The organism is Cellulophaga sp. RHA19, assembly GCF_002813425.1.
Classification (GTDB): domain Bacteria; phylum Bacteroidota; class Bacteroidia; order Flavobacteriales; family Flavobacteriaceae; genus Cellulophaga.
In genome coordinates, this window is sequence record NZ_PHUL01000001.1 from 467,795 (window position 1) to 486,056 (window position 18,262).

Consider the following 18,262-nt stretch of genomic DNA (forward strand, 5'->3'; position numbering starts at 1 on the left):
GACTTACAAGGCCTTTAGATCTTTAATAGTTTTAAAGGCTACGTCTACTTGCTCATCATTTACTAAAATGGTAAATTCGTTTGTGGTAGAAATCACCTCAAAAAGTACAATACCTTCCCAAGCCAAACGCTGAAAAATAAAGTAATAAATACCAGGTACAGATACGTTTTCTGCTGGTAGCTTTACAGTTATAGACGATAAATTTTCGGCCTTTTGCGTACACCTTTCGTGCTTAAACAACTCTTCAACCGTCTTATCTAATGTATTGTTTACAACTATATTTAGCTCATTTACTCCTCTAGAAGATGTGTAAAAAACATCTTTATTTTTATTAACCTCTTTTAATAAATTAGTTTGATTATCAAGAATAGAATCAGATAATAAAAAAGTAAAATCTGTTAAAGAAGACCTTACAGTAATTTCACCTATATTTTTAAGAACCTTTACAATTTTGTGAGTAGCTCTAAACTCTAAATCATCAGATAATCGTTTTAAGGCCATAACAATGGCTCCGTTTCTAATATCTTTCCCTAACTCAGACTCTATTTCTGGTTTAATAATTCTAGATAAGGAAGTTAAATTAATAATACTCTGTGCTAAAGCACTTTGTAGAAAGGGTTTCTTTTTAATATACTCTTCTACTACTGATGATATTGTTTTCATCTTGTTATTGGGGTTTGGTTGTTTGCTCTTAATCTGGTTAAAAAACTATTCTTATTAGACTTATTTAGAATAAAAAATGTCTTTTGAAAGTTCAAAAATAACAAATTGTTTTAAATGTAACAATTGCAATGTAATAAAAATTGGTGTCTCTTTTTTTAAAAATGATAAAAAGCGTCGGTTAAATGCTCAATTTTTAAATTATCTTCATTTTTTAAGATTGTGATAATATCAAATCTAACATCTACATCTAAATCATTATCAGACACATAATGATCTGCTGCCATAACAAGAAGTTTTATTTTTTTTGCTGTTACAGTATCGGCAATGTTCTGCAACGCATCACTACTTCTAGATTTTACCTCTATAATTGCCAAAGTGTCTTTTTGCTGAGCAATAATATCAACCTCAGCTTTTAGATAGCGGTAATTAAGATGTTTAATAGTGTACCCATTGTCTCTTAAAAACTGTACAGCAAGCTTTTCTCCTTCTTTACCAAACTGATTGTGATCTCCCAAAATTTAAATTTAACATACAAATTAGTGTATTTTACCGAAAAAAAAAGCTTTTCATCATCTAAAACTTTCTGTTTTACGTAACTAATAAAGTGAGCGTGTTAACTTTTTTAACTAATTATATACTCATTTGTATATTTTAACGTTAAAAGTAAACACGTGACCTAATAACCAAACAATACAAATGCAACAATAATTATGGCATATTTTGTGAATTGCAATACTGCATCGCTAAACCCCATAGGTGGTAATTTAGATAAAAACAAGGCAGAACACCTTTACAGACGATTAGGTTTTAGTGCCTCTGTAGATACTATAAATGCTGCCATTGGACAACCAGTTTCTTCATATATAGATAACTTAATAGCTGAAGCAGTTAGTATGCCTGAAATTGCAGCACCAGAATGGGCAAACTGGACAGGTGCAGATTACCCAGAAGATAGCGATTTAAGAAATCCTATATTAAATCAGCAAAAAGACGATTTTTATAATTTATACATAACAGGTTTAATAAATAATAACCTTAGAGACCGCTTAAGTTTCTTTTGGAGCAACCATTTTGTTACTGAATACAGAAACTATAGAGCCGCCCCTTTATTATATCGTTATGTAGATTGCCTACAACGTAATTCTATTGGCAACTTTAAAACATTTGTTAGCGAAATAGGTTTAACAGATGCAATGTTGTACTATCTAGATGGCGTATTTAATAATGGTAATAACCCTAATGAAAATTACGCTCGTGAATTATATGAACTTTTTACTTTAGGTGAAGGTAATAATTACACCGAAGAAGATATTATAGAAACAGCAAGAGCTCTTACTGGATATGTAGAAAGGGGTGAGGAAAGTTATACTCCAGTTACATTTGACCCAGAAAAACATGATGCAGAAAGTAAAACAATATTTGGGCAAACTGCTAATTTTGATTATGATGGTGTTATAGATAACTTGTTTACACAAAGACCCAATGAGATTAGTTGGTTTATTTGTAAAAAACTATACGAGTTTTTTATACATCCAGACTCAGATGACACCTCTGGCAGTAATGCTGAAGAAATAATACAAGGTTTAGCTGCAACGTTTAGAGCTAATGATTTTGAATTAGCACCAGTACTCTCTCAACTTTTTAAAAGTGAACACTTTTTTGACGAAGAAGCTTTAGGTGTAATTATTAAGAGTCCGTTTGATATTTATATTAATTTGATAAACGAGACCCAATTCTCATACGATGACGATACAATTGCAAGTGTTGAAAATATTTGCAGATTAATAGGTCAAGAGTTATTTAACCCACCCGGAGTAGAAGGCTGGTACAGAGATAGAACATGGATTAACACCAATTTTATGATTGGTCGTTGGTTATCCTCAGAATTATTTTTACAAAACGCATGGAATGCTAACCCAGAGCAATTTAGAGACTTTGCAGTGTCTGTAACTCCAAACGCATCTACAGAAAGTAATCCTGATGTTGTAACTCAGGCTATTTTAGACAAACTATTACCTAAAGGTATAGCTGCAGACGAACAACAAAATGTCTATGATGTTTTTAGAGATGATGCTTTAGTACAATATTACGCAGCACCTGATGGCGATGGATCTTGGAGTCTTTATTACCCAGGAGCAGATGTTCAGGTATACCAACTACTACTACACATTATTAGACAACCAGAATTTCAATTAAAATAACCACTTACTATGTGCGATACAAATTCTAAAGTACAACATGCAGACAAAGAGGCTCATGACTTAGAGCATAAAAAATGGAACAGACGTTCTTTTTTACAAGCTATGGGTATGGTTGGTTCTGGATCTATGCTACTAGGTAGTAATGTACTTAATGCTTCGGCTACATCACCTTTAGCTACTGCTATAGCTGATGCAGAAGCAGACGGAAAAATATTAATATTAATTAGACTTGCAGGTGGTAATGATGGTTTAAGTACCGTTATACCTATAGAGCAATATGACACATATGCTAACGCAAGACCAAACATATATATACCAGAAAGTAAAGTATTAAAATTAACTGATAATTTTGGAGTTCCTTCTTATATGGCGCCTTTAGAGCGTATGTGGGGAGAAGGTCAATTTAAGGCTGTACACGGCGTTGGTTATGAAGGGCAAAGTCTTTCTCACTTTACAGGGTCAGATATTTTTGCAAATACAGATTTAAATACTACTGGATTTACAGGAACAAGAACTGGTTGGATGGGTAGACACTTTGAAGAGTGTTTTCCTGATTATCTTATGAGTCCACCACCTGCACCAGCAGCTATACAAATAGGACAATACGGAAGCTTGGTATTTGAAGGTGAAGAAACAAATTATGCCTTTGTAACTAGTAATATTAATCAATTAGAGAAAATTGCAGAAACAGGTGATAATTTTGCCTTAGATCCAGCTCTTTTTGATGGTTGTATGTATGACGATCAACTTAAGTTTTTAAGAGGCGTTGCAAATACAACTTATGAGTATTCTGGAACAATACACGAGGCTTACAAACGTGGTGAAGCCTTAGGTTGTAGCATAGAATACCAAGACAATAGTTTTGCTAAACAATTAGCTGTACTAGCTAAACTTATTAAAGGAAATTTAGGTACAAAAGTATATATGATTTCTATGGGTGGTTTTGACACGCACGGTAATCAACCATTAGCACATGAACGACTAATGACCAACTTATCTGTTGCAGTAAGCGATTTTTATCAAGACTTAGCCTGTACAGATCAAGATGATAAGGTTTTAAGTATGACCTTCTCTGAGTTTGGACGTAGAATATATGAAAACGGATCTAACGGTACAGATCACGGTAAAGCTAGTCCTACTCTATTTTTTGGATCAGGATTAAACGGTAGTGCTTTTGTTGGTGATCATCCTTCATTAGAAGATCCTAATGAAAGAGGAAACTTAGAGTACACAATGGACTTTAGAGACCTTTACGGTACTGTTTTAGCAGAATGGCTATGTGTACCAAGAAATTTAGTAGAACAACATCTTTTAGGTCGTCCTTACGTACCTGTAAACTTAGGTTTTAATTGTAGCGGAGAAGATTTTCCAGATATTGCTATAGATGATGAAAATCCTGTTTTACCAGGACCTGGAGATGGTGGCACTGACCCTACTGACCCAACAGAACCTGAACCAATACCAGAAAATGTTATTGTACATAAACCATATTACCCAACAAAAGGAAACCCTTCTATACATTTAGAAATGCCTTTTACTGCACACGTAGACATACAGTTATATAATATTTTAGGTCAAAACTTAGGAACAGTGTACAACGCTATGACTACAGAAGGAGATCAAGAAATTAACATAAGAGAACGCATACCTGTAAACCTTGCTACTGGTAAATATATTTACAGAATAAGTGTTCAAAATCAGAAAATGAGCAAATCTGTAATGGTATCTTAATCAGTTTACATTACAATTAATTGTTACTCAAAAGCACCTATTATTTTAATTTTAGGTGCTTTTTTATGTCAGTTTAGTATTGCTCTTTTTTGTTTTAAAGTCGAGCTCTTTTTTAACTCTAGAGTTTTTATTTTTATATACTCTAGTTACATCTTCTTCATTTTTAGGAACATCTTTTAATTTATCTAAATCAACAGATTTTAAAATATCTTTGTGTACTGGTTTGCCACTCATATGATTACATTTTATACTATTACAACTAAAAAGTACGTCTTATATTTTAATTAATCGGTGTATCACAACTATTTTTAAGTATTAAGGGCACCAACCTTTACATTTATTTCAATCTTTTTCTTTAGTACTGCTAGCTAAAAATGTATTTTTGCAGCTTAATTCAATTTTAATGGCACAAGAAACTAAAACACCAAGCAGATATACAATTACAGCAGCATTACCCTATACAAACGGACCAATACATATTGGCCATTTGGCAGGTGTATATGTACCTGCAGATATTTATGCACGTTATTTAAGAGGCACAAATAAAGATGTTGCATTTGTATGTGGTAGTGATGAGCACGGTGTTGCCATTTCTATGAAAGCCAAAAAAGAAGGTATTACACCTAAAGAAGTTATAGATAAGTACCACGCAATTATTAAACAATCTTTTTTAGATTTTGGTATTACGTTTGATAATTACTCGCGTACTTCTGCACAAGTACATCATGATACAGCTTCTGAGTTTTTTAAAAACTTATATGACAAGGGTGATTTTATAGAAGAAACTACAGAGCAATTGTATGATGCAGAAGCTAAGCAATTTTTAGCAGATAGGTTTGTAATTGGTACGTGCCCAAAATGTGGTCATGAAGAGGCTTATGGTGACCAATGCGAAAATTGCGGGTCTACCTTAAATGCTACCGAGTTAATAAACCCAAAATCTACAATATCTGGTGCTGTACCAACATTAAAAGAAACAAAACACTGGTTTTTACCTTTAGATAGATACGAAGACTTTTTAAAAGAATGGATTTTAGAAGGACATAAAAACGATTGGAAACCTAACGTTTACGGACAATGTAAATCTTGGATTGATGACGGTTTAAAACCACGTGCAGTAACAAGAGATTTAGACTGGGGAATTCCTGTTCCGGTACCTGGCGGAGAAGGCAAAGTACTTTATGTTTGGTTTGATGCTCCTATTGGTTACATATCATCTACAAAGGAGTGGGCTGCTCGCGAGGGCAAAGACTGGGAGCCATACTGGAAAGACGAGAATACAAAAATGCTTCATTTTATTGGTAAAGACAATATAGTATTTCACTGTATTATTTTTCCGAGTATGTTAAAAGCACACGGAGATTTTATTCTACCTGAAAATGTACCTGCAAACGAATTCTTAAACTTAGAAGGTAATAAATTATCAACCTCTAAAAACTGGGCCGTTTGGTTGCATGAGTATTTAGAAGATTTTCCTGACATGCAAGATGTGTTGCGTTATACATTAACTGCAAATGCACCAGAAACTAAGGATAACGATTTTACTTGGAAAGATTTTCAGGCACGTAATAACAACGAGTTGGTTGCCATTTTTGGTAACTTTATAAATAGAGTTGTGGTATTAACAAACAAATATTACAATGGTGTTTTACCAACACCTGCTGCATTTACAGACGTTGATAAAGCTACTTTAGAAGAGGTTAAAAAATACCCAAGCATAATTTCTAGCTCTTTAGAACGATATAGATTTAGAGAAGCCGGACAAGAATTAATGAACCTTGCTAGACTTGGTAACAAATACTTAGCAGACGAAGAGCCTTGGAAAGTAATAAAACAAGATGAAGAACGTGTAAAAACCATAATGTATGTTGCGCTACAAATAGCATCTGCATTAGCCGTTTTAAGTGAACCTTTTTTACCGTTTACATCAACAAAACTTAAAAATATTTTAAATGTAGCTGCTGCAGATACAACTGTAGAATGGAACACCGTTTCTACCTTAGATGTGTTATTACCAGCCGGACATACAATTAACAAAGCAGAGTTATTGTTTAGAAAAGTTGAAGACAAAGAAATTGAAGCTCAACTAGCAAAATTAGAAGCTACAAAAAAAGCAAACCTACAAATGAATAAAGAGGTTACTCCACAAAAAGACACCATTACTTTTGACGATTTTACAAAGTTAGATATGCGTGTTGGTACTATAATAGAAGCAGAAAAAATGCCAAAAGCTAAAAAGTTATTGGTTTTAAAAGTAGATACTGGTTTAGATACACGTACTATAGTTTCTGGTATTGCAGAAAGCTTTACTCCTGAAGAAATTGTAGGTAAAAAAGTAACTGTACTTGTAAACTTAGCACCAAGAGCATTACGTGGTGTAGATAGTGAAGGAATGATTTTGATGACAGAGAATGCAGACGGCAAATTAGTTTTTGTAAATCCAGATGAAGATGGTGTAAATAGTGGAGAAACAATTAATTAATTTGTAATTTTATAAAAAGCAGAAAATTATGTTATCAAAAAATATAGAAAAAGCACTTAACAACCAGATAAAAATAGAAGCAGAATCTTCTCAAATTTATTTAGCAATGGCTTGTTGGGCAGAGGTTAAAGGTTTAGAAGGTGTTGCTGGTTTTATGTACGACCAATCTAACGAAGAAAGAGACCATATGCTTAAACTTATTAAGTTTGTTAATGAACGTGGCGGACACGCACAAATATCTGAGCTTGCTGCACCAAACGTTACTTTTTCTTCTTTTAAAGAAATGTTTGAAAAATTATTTGAGCACGAAGTTTTTGTATCTAACAGTATTAACGAACTAGTACATATTAGTTTACAAGAAAAAGACTATGCTACGCATAACTTTTTACAATGGTACGTATCTGAGCAAATAGAAGAAGAAGCAATGGCACGCACTATTTTAGATAAAATAAACCTTATTGGAGATGATAAAGGTGGCTTGTATTTATTTGATAGAGATATACAGCAAATAACAGTATCTACCGCATCTACAGAAAACCCACAATAAGTTTAACGTAATAATCTTATTTAGATTAATTTAAAATAACTACTTTTGCCTTACTATTTTTAGGCATAAGTAGTTATGGGCAAAAAGAAGGACAAGAAAAAGGAAAAAAAAGCATTAAAAAAATTACTAAAGGATACTCCTAAAGTAGCCGGTAAGGTAAAAAGCAAATGCTGTAGTAAATACAAAAAGTCTGAAAGCAAGCGATGTAAAAAATGTCCTTGTTTTGATTTGCTTAAAAAAGTGGCATAAACCTATGCACTTTATCTAATTTTCATTTTTATTTACACCTAATTAACACTACTTCCAGTATCTTTACATCATATTTGGACTACAAAATTATTTGCATCATTATTTTATGCAAATGAGTTACACTGTGGTCTAATAATTGAGTTATTTCGTATATACATAAAACAAATAAATATTATGAAACAGTTAATAGTACTACTACTTGCAGTAAGTTTAGTTTCTTGCGGAGCATCAAAAACAGTAAGAACATCAAAAAAAGTAATTAAAGGAGAATGGACACTTAGCAACATTACTTATAGTGAAGCTGGTGAATACAACGTTACACTTTTAAATGATGTATCTAAGGATTGTTTTAACGGTAGTTCTTGGTCTTTTATACCTAACAACAATACAGGTAAATACAGCATAAACAATGCAAATTGTGCTACAGGAGAACGTAATTTCATTTTTACAATTCAAGAAATTGATGAAACTACAGGTTTGTATGACTTTTTAATTAAGCCAACAGACGCAAAAGGAAAAAGCCAAAACAATGTTGGTTTTAGATTATCATTAGCACTGTTAACAGAGTCTAACATGACGTGGACACAAACATTATCTGTAGATGGTAAACCATTTACTATTACAATGAATTTTACAAAAGCAGACTGGCAATAAACACAACCCATTACTTATTAAATAATTTTAAAAATAAACACATGAAAACAACAATAAAAAAAATAACATTAGGTGCTTTTGCATTACTATTAATGGCAAATTTTACAAGCTGTGATGCGGTACAAAATGCAAACAACAAACAAAAAGGTGGCGCAATAGGTGTTGCTGGTGGTGCAATTTTAGGAGCAATAATTGGTAACAACGTTGGTAAAGGTAATAGCGAGTTAGGTGCTGTTATTGGTGGTGTTGTTGGTGGTGGTGCTGGTGTACTTATTGGTAACAGAATGGATAAGCAAGCTCAAAAAATTGAGAACGAAATTCCTGGTGCACAAGTAGAGCGTGTAGACAATGGTATTGTTGTAACTTTTGATGAAAATAGTGGTGTATTTTTTGACACAGCTAAATACAACATTAATGGTGCTTCTAAAACATCTTTAGATAAATTAGCAAGTGTATTTACAGAGTATCCAGATACTAACATATTGGTAGTAGGCCACACAGATAGTTCTGGTGCTGCAGATTATAATATGACATTATCTAAAAATAGAGCAAACGCTGTAACATCATACTTAACAGCTAAAGGTATTGCTGCTAGTAGATTTACTACACAATGGTTTGGTGAAGAACAACCAACTAACGACAATTCTACTGCAGAAGGTAGAGCAAAAAACAGAAGAGTTAACGTTGCTATTTTACCTAATGAGAAAATGATAAATGATGCTAAAATGCAGTCTGGCGAAAACTAGAAAATTTATAGCACAGAAATTCGATTAAATCAATTGAGTTAAATATATTAGAGACCTTATAAAACTAATTTTTATAAGGTCTTTTTTAATGATAAAATATATACTTAAACACACACAGTTACCAGAACTAAGTGTAAAAAATACTATAGAGCTTTTAAATGAAGATTGCACCATACCTTTTATATCTAGATACCGAAAAGAAAAAACAGGTAATTTAGACGAGGTTCAAATTGGTGATATTGTTACTTACAAAGCACAGTTTGAAGCCTTAGAAAAAAGAAAAACAGCAATACTTAAAGCTTTACAGGAGCAAAATGTTTTAACCACAGAACTCCAAACTAAAATTGCTGCTACAGACAACCTTACTACTTTAGAAGATATGTACTTGCCTTATAAGAAGAAGCGCAAGACAAAGGCAGAAACCGCTATTAAAAATGGTTTAGAGCCATTGGCCAAAATAATAATGGCACAGCGTAATGATGAAATTGAATACACTGCCTCTAAATACTTAAACGAAACCATTATTAATGAAGACTTGGCTTTAGAAGGAGCCAGACACATTATTGCTGAATGGATTAATGAGCGTAGTGATATTAGAAACGGTATACGTTACCAGCTTGAAAATTACGCCCTAATTGCTACCAAAGTAATTGGCACTAAAAAAGAAGATGAAAAAGCGCAAAAGTTTAGAGATTATTTTGACTGGAGCGAGGCTTTAAAACGTTGTCCATCACACAGGTTACTTGCCATTTTAAGAGCCGAAAAAGAAGGTTTTATTCGTGTTAAAATAGAAATAGACAAAGAACGTGCTTTAGACAAAATTGAAAGTAGAATTATTAAAAGCAACAACGCGTGTAGCTCTCAAATAGAACTAGCCATACAAGATGCTTACAAAAGACTACTACTACCCTCTTTGTCTAACGAGCTTTTAAAAAATGCCAAAGAAAAAGCAGATGCAGATGCAATAGCTGTTTTCTCTAAAAATTTAAAACAGTTACTTTTAGGTTCTCCGTTAGGCGAAAAAAGAATTTTAGCTTTAGATCCTGGTTTTAGAACCGGATGTAAATTAGTGTGTTTAGATGCGCAAGGAGATTTGTTGCATAATGAAACCATTTATCCGCATGCACCACAAAACAAAAGCACAGAAGCTATTAAAAAAATTAGCTCATTAACAGATGCTTATAAAATTGAAGCCATAGCAATTGGTAACGGTACAGCATCTAGAGAAACAGAGCATTTGGTAAAACAAATACATTTTAAAAACCCTGTAGAGGTTTTTGTGGTAAGCGAGGCAGGAGCATCTATATACTCGGCATCAAAAATTGCTAGGGATGAGTTTCCAGATTATGATGTAACCGTACGTGGTGCAGTTTCTATTGGTCGTAGACTAGCAGACCCATTAGCAGAATTGGTAAAAATAGACGCCAAATCTATTGGTGTTGGGCAATACCAACATGATGTAGACCAAAGCAAACTAAAACAATCTTTAGATACCGTTGTAGAGAGTTGTGTAAACTCGGTTGGTGTAAATATAAACACCGCAAGTACTTCTTTATTAAGTTATGTGTCTGGTATTGGGCCAAAATTAGCAGAAAATATAGTAAACTACAGAAACGAAAATGGTGCTTTTACAAGCAGAACAGCCATAAAAAAAGTACCACGTTTGGGTGGCAAAGCCTATGAGCAAGGCGCAGCCTTTTTACGTATAAAAAATGCTAAAAACCCGTTAGATGATTCTGCCGTACACCCAGAAAGTTACAGCATAGTACAACAAATAACTAAAGATGCTAAAGTTAGCATACAAGAGCTAATTGGTAATAAAGAAGTACTGCAAAAAGTAAACCTGCAAAACTATTGTACAGATACTGTTGGTTTACCTACATTGCAAGACATTGTTAAGGAGCTAGAAAAACCAGGTTTAGACATTAGAGAAAAAGCCAAAGTGTTTTCTTTTAACCAAAACATACGGTCTATTACAGATTTAAGCCCAGGACAACTACTACCTGGCATAGTAAACAACATTACCAATTTTGGTTGCTTTGTAGATGTTGGTATTAAAGAAAGTGGTTTAATACACATATCTAACTTAGCAGATACTTTTGTAAAAGACGTTAATGAGCACGTAAGTCTACACCAACAAATATTAGTAAAAGTATTAGAGGTAGATGTTGCCCGTAAACGCATACAACTAGCATTACACAAAAATATGTAATACAAAAAAGGCTTTCTAAACCAGTATAGAAAGCCTTTTAAATTTTGGTTAGTGTTTGGTATATTTTATCCTTTACCAAGCATTAAAATCTCGTTACAATTAACCTCTGTAATGTATTTTTTTTCTCCTTCTTTAGTCTCGTAAGACCTGTTAACCAACTTGCCCTCTAAAGCAATTTCTTTTCCTTTGGTAATATATTTTTCTACAATTTCTGCGGTTTTACCCCAAGCAACAACATTGTGCCATTGGGTATCTGTTACTTTTTCGCCAGCAGCATTTTTGTAAGTCTCGTTAGTAGCTACAGAAAAGCGTGCCAATTTTTTACCGCCATCTAAGTTCATAATTTCTGGGTCGTTACCAAGGTTCCCAATCAACTGTACTCTGTTTTTAAGTGCGTTCATAATTTGTGTGTTTTAATGTTTAACAGTTAATACTACCAAAGCACTATTGCAATGGCACTGCAAACTTATGGGCACCAGCAAATTTTAGTCGGGTACAAAGCGCTTACTTTCGGTTGTAAATGTTTGTAGTCGTTTAAAAACGACACACACAACCACAAAATGTTATTGTAAATAAGCTTATTCTAATGCATTTTATACATAAAATTGGGCCAATTACACATTTCCGTAATTACAGTACATAAAATAGTTTTAAATTGTGAGAAAAATAGCAACCAAATAACAGCTAATAATGTAAAACGTGCGTTTATCCAGCCATATGGGTGGAATAAACGCAATACATTGCGTTTATATGTAGTTAGGGCTAATATCCACTCAAACCCAAAAAAACTATGATTTACAAGAAAGTTCCTGGGAAAGAACCTGAAGAAATTCACTCAAAAGGAGAACAAGCTGAAGAATTAGTTAATTCATTATCTAAAAATGCCTATTTAAAACATTGGTGTTATCCAAATCCAATTGACATAGATGGCGACAAGAAAGAAATCTGTGATTTACTCATTTTGTTTTTTGACACAGCTATAATTATATCAGTTAAAAATTATGATTTAAAAGGAAATTATGAAAGGTTTAAAAAGAAAGTAATAGAAAAATCGAGTAAACAACTTTTTGGTGCAGAAAGAAAACTGTTTAAATCTAATCGACCAGTAAAAATATCCCATTCCGAAAAAGGAGAAGAAATATTTAATCCTGACGATTATAAAAACATTTTCAGAATTACAGTTAGTGCTGGAGAAGATTTTGAAAATTATGAATTTATCGACAACAAAGAAGGAAAAGGTTCAGTAACAATTTTTAACAAAGAAACTTTTGAAATTATTATTCAAGAATTAGATACGATTAAAGACTTAATCGAATACCTAAAATCTAGAGAGGATTTATTATTAAAAAATCTCGGAAATAAATGCAACTGCACTGAAAAGGATTTACTCGCACAGTTTTTAATGAACAAAAGAGAATTCTCAAATGAATTAATAGCTGACTTTGAGAATGAAACAGAGTCTTTAAAAACTAAATGGGATTCTTATATTCAAAGCAAATCTGTATTTATAAAAAAACTTGAAGATGAAAAGAGTTACTTCATTGATGAATTAATTAAAAATGACGTCTTAAAATTACCAAATGGAGAATTATTAGCCAAAGAGTTAATGACTTTGAGCAGATTTGAAAGACGTATTATTGCACAAAACCTATTTGAAATAGTAGAAAAAAATGAAGATAAAGCTGATTTTCTAGCAAGAAGGTTTTTGAAATATAATGGAATCGGTTTTTTGTTTATTTATTATCCAATAGAAAAAACTCAAGAGGAAATTGATTTTATACTTCAAAAAGCTCAAGAATTATATGCCTACTATCATAATTCAAATAAAGTTGTTTTATTAGCAGCTTCAAAAGGGTTGAAACAATGGAAATTTGGATTATTCCAAGCGACTGAATTAAACGAACAAATTGAAAACTATCTACAAGAATTAGCAAAAACATTTGGTTGGTTCCAAAACGAAAAACGAACTGAAAGAATAATTAAAGAATATCCAGACGAATAAATACTAGCCCTAACACCGTGTATAATTAATGGCTAGTTCTCGCCTACTTACGAAAATCCTCAAGGATTTTCTATTCGGTTTTTATTTGCTAAACTAAGTGCTTAAACACGCCACTAATCATACACAAACACGTTAGGTGCAATTTGACATAACAACATCGGAAAACAAAAAACGTAAACTGAATAACAAATGGTAGTAATTGCGATAGTAATTATTTTAGTCCTTGGATGGATTATTTTCGAACAATCAAGTGCGAAAAAAAATCAAGAAGAACACAATAATAGATTTAAAAACTATGACCTAAAGAGAAAGGAGAATTTTAAAAAAGTTCCTGAATTTTTGGATAATTACTCAAAGACAGAATCTATATTCAGAAAACTTGTTGATTCGGAAATCAATGGACTTGAAGTGTTGCGGACTTTTGAACCTGATGACCAAACTACACAGATAACACGAAATGTTTCTCTAACTTATAACGACATTGAATTTTATATAACTTTAACAGGAACTTATTTTGATTGTAGATGTCTTTTTTTGAGCAAAAAAAATAAGAATTTGAATTTTGATATAAAATTCGCAAATAACGAAGATGATAATATTACTATTTCGAATATTACAAACGAACTGAAAAGATTATCAAAATACGAAAAAGAAAAAATGTTGAACTGATTAAATAAATTGAAGATTAAAAAACTGCACCTAACACAGTATAAAAATAATTGCGGTTTTAGTGCTTAATCAAAGGTTGTTGCGTGTTTGTAACGTCTGAATTTCCTTCGGAAATTCCTCGCATACAAACCCGCAACTATTCTTATACATAAACGTTGCCCGTAATTAAAAAAAAATGAACATATGAGCAAAATTTACAGACTATCATTTTTAGGAATTTCATTTGTAATCTTAATTATTTTAGGCTACTCTTTAACTGATAATTTCGATTTTCTTCTAGACCATTTTTGGTTTACTTCTGGATTATTACTGTTAATTCTGCTCTCACTAATTGACCAACCACATTTTTCGAAAGATTCTAACATTTTTGTTAATGCAATAACCGCAGGAATTTCATTACTAATTGTAGACGAAAGCAATCGAGATTTTATTTTTTGGGTTTTTCTTTCAATAATTATTTATTTAACTGTAAGTAGCTATGTTTTATTATGGTTAAGGCAGAAAAGCCTTGGTTTGGAAAATAAATTAGTCCGTTTAATATCAAGATTAAACAGAGAAATTGGAAAACCCGAAACACTTTTTTCAAGCTTTTTCATTTGGGGAGTTTATAAACAATTTGGAACTGGAAATAATCAATTTAATGGACTGTTATTATTTTGGGCAATATTTATTATTTTAAATATTCCATCTTTAGCTAAATCGATTGAAGATTTATTCGCAATTGGAAAAGATAAAAGTAATAAGTTAGCATTAGGACAAATATTTGGTGTACAATCAAAAAACACTTTTTTAGTACGCTTATATGATTCTTCAGAAAGAATTGTAAATACTCGTATTTTCGACTTTGTAGAATTTAAATATTCAACAGATAAAAAGATTAGAAAAGGTTTACTTTTAGAAACCTATCTATTAAATCAACAACAATGGGTTAAAGTTTTATCTAATAATGAAATAGAAAAAATATTTGATGAAAACATTTTTGAAAATCATAAATCAGATGTCGTTTATAGAATAGACAAAATTCCTGAAAATGATTATTTAAAAAGGTTTGTAGGCATTGTAACTGAAAATAGTACTATTTCCAAAATACGTTTCATCTACAATTCTAAAATAAAAATTAATGAAGGACAGCTTTTAGAAGTATCTATTCAAGGTCAAAAAGTTCTTTATCAAATTATCGAAGGAATAACAAAAATTGAACAACTGGAAAACAAAAACCAAACTGGACTTATTTTAGGAGAAGCTTTACAACTTGGTACTTGGAATGAAGATAAGTTTCAATTTGAACAATTCGGTTGGGTTTCTGAAATTAACACACCAATTTATATAGCTTCACCTATTAAAGAACCTAAAATTGAAAATAATGAATATAAAATTGGAAATATACCAAATACGAATTACCCAGTAGTCTTAAATAAAGACACTGCAATATCTCATCATATGGCAGTAGTTGGAGTTACAGGAACAGGTAAATCAGTATTTTCTAGAAACCTTATCCGACAATATTTAGAAGACGAAAACACCAAGGTTATTTGTATTGATTTCACGGGAGAATATATTGGTAAATTTGCAGATTTAGACCCAATAAAAACTATTGATGAACATCTTAGTGAACAATTATTTAAAGATATTGATTATATAGAACGAGAAATAGGAAGCAATTATAATAAAGACAATGATAATTCAAGGAAAAAGAAAAAAGAAGTTTCCGAGAAAATTAACGAACAAGTAGAGACATTCTTAAAAGGAGATAATAAACTTTCTATTTTTGAATTACCTCACGTGGAAAATACAACTGGTGTTTTAACTTACACCAAAACATTTTTTAGAATTTTATTTCATATAGCTAAAACACAAAATAATTTTGGAAAACGAATATGTATAGTTTTAGAAGAAGCTCATACAATTATTCCTGAATGGAATTTTTCTGGAGTATCAGATAAAGCTTCTCAACCTTTACTTAATAGTATTGCACAAATAGCCTTACAAGGACGGAAATATAATGTTGGTTTGTTAGTTATTGCTCAAAGAACAGCAAATGTTTCTAAAACAATTTTAACACAATGTAATACCATAATTTCATTTCAGGAATTTGACAAAACAAGTAGTGATTTTTTATCTAATTATTTCGGTCAAGAAATTACAAAGTCATTACCAAAACTTAAATTTAGACAAGCAATTATTGCAGGAAAGGCATTGAAATCAAACGTTCCTATGATATTTGAAGTTCCGAATATAAAAGAAGAATAACTACGGGCAACAAAGAACTGAGGTAAAAAACAAACAAATTCTTCGTTAATTTGAGGCATTATTATAGTAAGCTCATAGATTCTAAAGCTGATTCTTTGGGCTTTTTTATTGTATTTATTTTACATTTATCTAGTCAGTATAGAAACGCTAGTATTTACCACCTGCTCAACACTTCTTATAATGAACGTTTTTCGTGATTTGAGATAACCGAAATGATAAAGATATTTAAGCGAAATATTAAGTCTGAATACGAGGAAAGATTAAAAAAATCGTTTCCAAAAGAATTGTATTCAGACTTGAATGAAGTTTTGAAAATTTTACCATTAGATAAGAATCTAGTTAAATTATGTGATGGCCAAACTCATAAAGCTGACAATCTAATTCACGAATTGGAATTGAATATTGAATTTAACAACGAAACTCTAATAATTCCTTCTAGACTTTACTTTAACGAACCAAATCCAGAATTAGAGAAATCTTTGACTGATAAACAAAAAGACATTTTAAATTGTATTTATTTACGTCATCACAATGGATATTTAAGAGAAAAACGACTGAATTTAATATCTGATAATTCAGAAAAGTGGACTGTTCCATTTATAATCCATTTAATTGGTGAATATGTTTATGAATTACTTCCTATTATTGACAAAAAAATAAACAAAAACACTCTGGATTATTACGTTGATTTTATAGGTGAAAACCCTAAATATTGGCAACAGACTGAAAGTAGAATGATAAGCTATTGGAATGAATATTATAGGTGCAAATTTCCGAAACTGAAAGATTATTTGGGATTTGAAATTGTTAACCGAATAAAAAAACGAAAGCAGAATAATGGCTATAAGTAATTGCTACTTCTACCCTATTTACAAATCCCAAAAGCGTTGAAATTTTATCTAGTTTTTATTTGCTAAATTTAGTGCTTAAACCACGCAACTAACATACACAAAACCGTTGTTCCCAATTAAAAAATGAATAAACCAATACTAATAGTACTTATTCTAATAACAATTTTATCTTGTAAAACTGAAAAGTCAACTGAAATAATTGTTATTGGAACACTTCATAAACCAGAATCTAATTTTAATTCAGAAATTCTCTTTAATATATTAGAAGACGTAAAACCTGATTTTATATTACGAGAAGTAGATTCTTCATTCTTTACTTCTGATTTTAGATACAAAAATGTATCAACAAGCAATGAAGCTATAGCATCAGAAAAATATTTTAAAAAATATTCCAAGACAAAATTAAGACCTTATGAGTTTGAAGGCAGAAATGAATACCGATTAAATATTGGTTCACGCCCAACAGACGGTTTAACAACAAAATTATTGGATAGCTTAAATAAAGCTAATTTATTAACTGCTGCTGAATCTAAAATTTACAATAAATATGAATCTCTTTTGGAGCCACTAATAATATTGGCTTCTAAATCACCTGAAAATTTTAACAACAGCACAACGGATAGTATTTGCGCAGAAAGACAGTATTATCAGTATAAAATGTTATCGAAAATTACAAATGTAAGAGATGAGTTCTCAAATCGCTTTCATACCAAACCAAATGGAGAAAAAATAAGTTACCGAGATGGGTTTCAGTTAGTTTGTGATTTTTGGGATTTAAGAAATAAAACAATGGCAAAAAATATAATGACGATTTCTGAACAGAACAATGGCAAACGAATTGTTGTTCTCTGTGGATTTATGCACAGATATTATATTTTAAGTGAATTGAAAAAACTAACCAAAGGCAAGAAAATTATAATAAAAGAATATTACGAGAATTAAAAAACTAAGCACAACAACTCATAAAATTAATTGCTACTTCTACCCTACTTACAAATCCCAAAG

Annotated in this window: 16 protein-coding genes; 12 read left to right on the forward strand and 4 right to left on the reverse strand. The window is 31.5% G+C overall.

Features of this window, described 5'->3' with window-relative positions; translation table 11 throughout:
• Positions 1-3: 3 nt before the first annotated feature.
• Together AX016_RS02035 and AX016_RS02040 are read right to left on the reverse strand one after the other, a co-directional pair.
• Positions 4-663 carry a hypothetical protein gene (locus AX016_RS02035; protein WP_100894019.1) on the reverse strand — a complete coding sequence of 220 codons (660 nt, stop codon included), beginning with the start codon at positions 661-663 and terminating at the stop codon, positions 4-6.
• A 155-nt stretch (positions 664-818) separates the two neighbouring features.
• A complete protein-coding gene (locus tag AX016_RS02040; protein ID WP_100894020.1) occupies positions 819-1,178 on the reverse strand; it encodes a YraN family protein in 360 nt (119 codons plus the stop codon).
• 195 nt (positions 1,179-1,373) lie between these two features.
• On the opposite strand from AX016_RS02040, the gene AX016_RS02045 reads away from it, so the two are divergent.
• Both AX016_RS02045 and AX016_RS02050 read left to right on the forward strand, forming a co-directional pair.
• Complete coding sequence (locus tag AX016_RS02045; RefSeq protein WP_100894021.1) at positions 1,374-2,864, forward strand: DUF1800 domain-containing protein; 1,491 nt, start codon at positions 1,374-1,376, stop codon at positions 2,862-2,864.
• Between the two features lie 9 nt (positions 2,865-2,873).
• Positions 2,874-4,595, forward strand: coding sequence for a DUF1501 domain-containing protein (locus AX016_RS02050; protein WP_100894022.1), 1,722 nt, complete (start codon positions 2,874-2,876; stop codon positions 4,593-4,595).
• A 63-nt stretch (positions 4,596-4,658) separates the two neighbouring features.
• On the opposite strand, the gene AX016_RS17170 is transcribed toward AX016_RS02050, so the two are convergent.
• Positions 4,659-4,829 carry a hypothetical protein gene (locus tag AX016_RS17170; RefSeq protein WP_157811061.1) on the reverse strand — a complete coding sequence of 57 codons (171 nt, stop codon included), beginning with the start codon at positions 4,827-4,829 and terminating at the stop codon, positions 4,659-4,661.
• A 169-nt stretch (positions 4,830-4,998) separates the two neighbouring features.
• On the opposite strand from AX016_RS17170, the gene metG reads away from it, so the two are divergent.
• From metG to AX016_RS02075, 5 genes are all read left to right on the forward strand, one after another.
• Positions 4,999-7,077 carry a methionine--tRNA ligase gene (metG, locus tag AX016_RS02055; protein ID WP_100894023.1) on the forward strand — a complete coding sequence of 693 codons (2,079 nt, stop codon included), beginning with the start codon at positions 4,999-5,001 and terminating at the stop codon, positions 7,075-7,077.
• Between the two features lie 28 nt (positions 7,078-7,105).
• On the forward strand, positions 7,106-7,624 hold the full coding sequence (locus tag AX016_RS02060; protein ID WP_100894024.1) for a ferritin: 519 nt from the start codon (positions 7,106-7,108) through the stop codon (positions 7,622-7,624).
• A gap of 423 nt (positions 7,625-8,047) precedes the next feature.
• Entirely contained in the window at positions 8,048-8,527 is a 480-nt protein-coding gene (locus AX016_RS02065; RefSeq protein ID WP_100894025.1) for a lipocalin family protein, read from the forward strand.
• A 41-nt stretch (positions 8,528-8,568) separates the two neighbouring features.
• Complete coding sequence (locus AX016_RS02070; protein WP_100894026.1) at positions 8,569-9,273, forward strand: OmpA family protein; 705 nt, start codon at positions 8,569-8,571, stop codon at positions 9,271-9,273.
• A gap of 88 nt (positions 9,274-9,361) precedes the next feature.
• Complete coding sequence (locus AX016_RS02075; protein ID WP_100894027.1) at positions 9,362-11,485, forward strand: Tex family protein; 2,124 nt, start codon at positions 9,362-9,364, stop codon at positions 11,483-11,485.
• A 65-nt stretch (positions 11,486-11,550) separates the two neighbouring features.
• Here the strand turns inward: AX016_RS02075 and AX016_RS02080 are convergent, their stop codons facing one another.
• Complete coding sequence (locus AX016_RS02080) at positions 11,551-11,886, reverse strand: single-stranded DNA-binding protein (RefSeq protein ID WP_100894028.1); 336 nt, start codon at positions 11,884-11,886, stop codon at positions 11,551-11,553.
• A 389-nt stretch (positions 11,887-12,275) separates the two neighbouring features.
• Between AX016_RS02080 and AX016_RS02085 the strand changes: the two genes are divergently transcribed.
• From AX016_RS02085 to AX016_RS02105, 5 genes are all read left to right on the forward strand, one after another.
• Positions 12,276-13,487 (forward strand): hypothetical protein, encoded by a 1,212-nt coding sequence (locus tag AX016_RS02085; RefSeq protein WP_100894029.1) that lies wholly within the window; start codon positions 12,276-12,278, stop codon positions 13,485-13,487.
• A 189-nt stretch (positions 13,488-13,676) separates the two neighbouring features.
• Positions 13,677-14,156: a hypothetical protein gene (locus AX016_RS02090; protein WP_100894030.1), complete on the forward strand. Its 480-nt coding sequence runs from the start codon at positions 13,677-13,679 to the stop codon at positions 14,154-14,156.
• Between the two features lie 183 nt (positions 14,157-14,339).
• Positions 14,340-16,406: an ATP-binding protein gene (locus AX016_RS02095; RefSeq protein ID WP_100894031.1), complete on the forward strand. Its 2,067-nt coding sequence runs from the start codon at positions 14,340-14,342 to the stop codon at positions 16,404-16,406.
• 212 nt (positions 16,407-16,618) lie between these two features.
• Positions 16,619-17,257, forward strand: a complete 639-nt coding sequence (locus AX016_RS02100) for a hypothetical protein (protein ID WP_100894032.1) — start codon at positions 16,619-16,621, stop codon at positions 17,255-17,257.
• Positions 17,258-17,380: 123 nt separating this feature from the next.
• The gene (locus tag AX016_RS02105; RefSeq protein WP_100894033.1) at positions 17,381-18,199 is read left to right on the forward strand and encodes a hypothetical protein; all 819 of its coding nucleotides are present in this window, start codon (positions 17,381-17,383) and stop codon (positions 18,197-18,199) included.
• Positions 18,200-18,262: the final 63 nt, after the last annotated feature.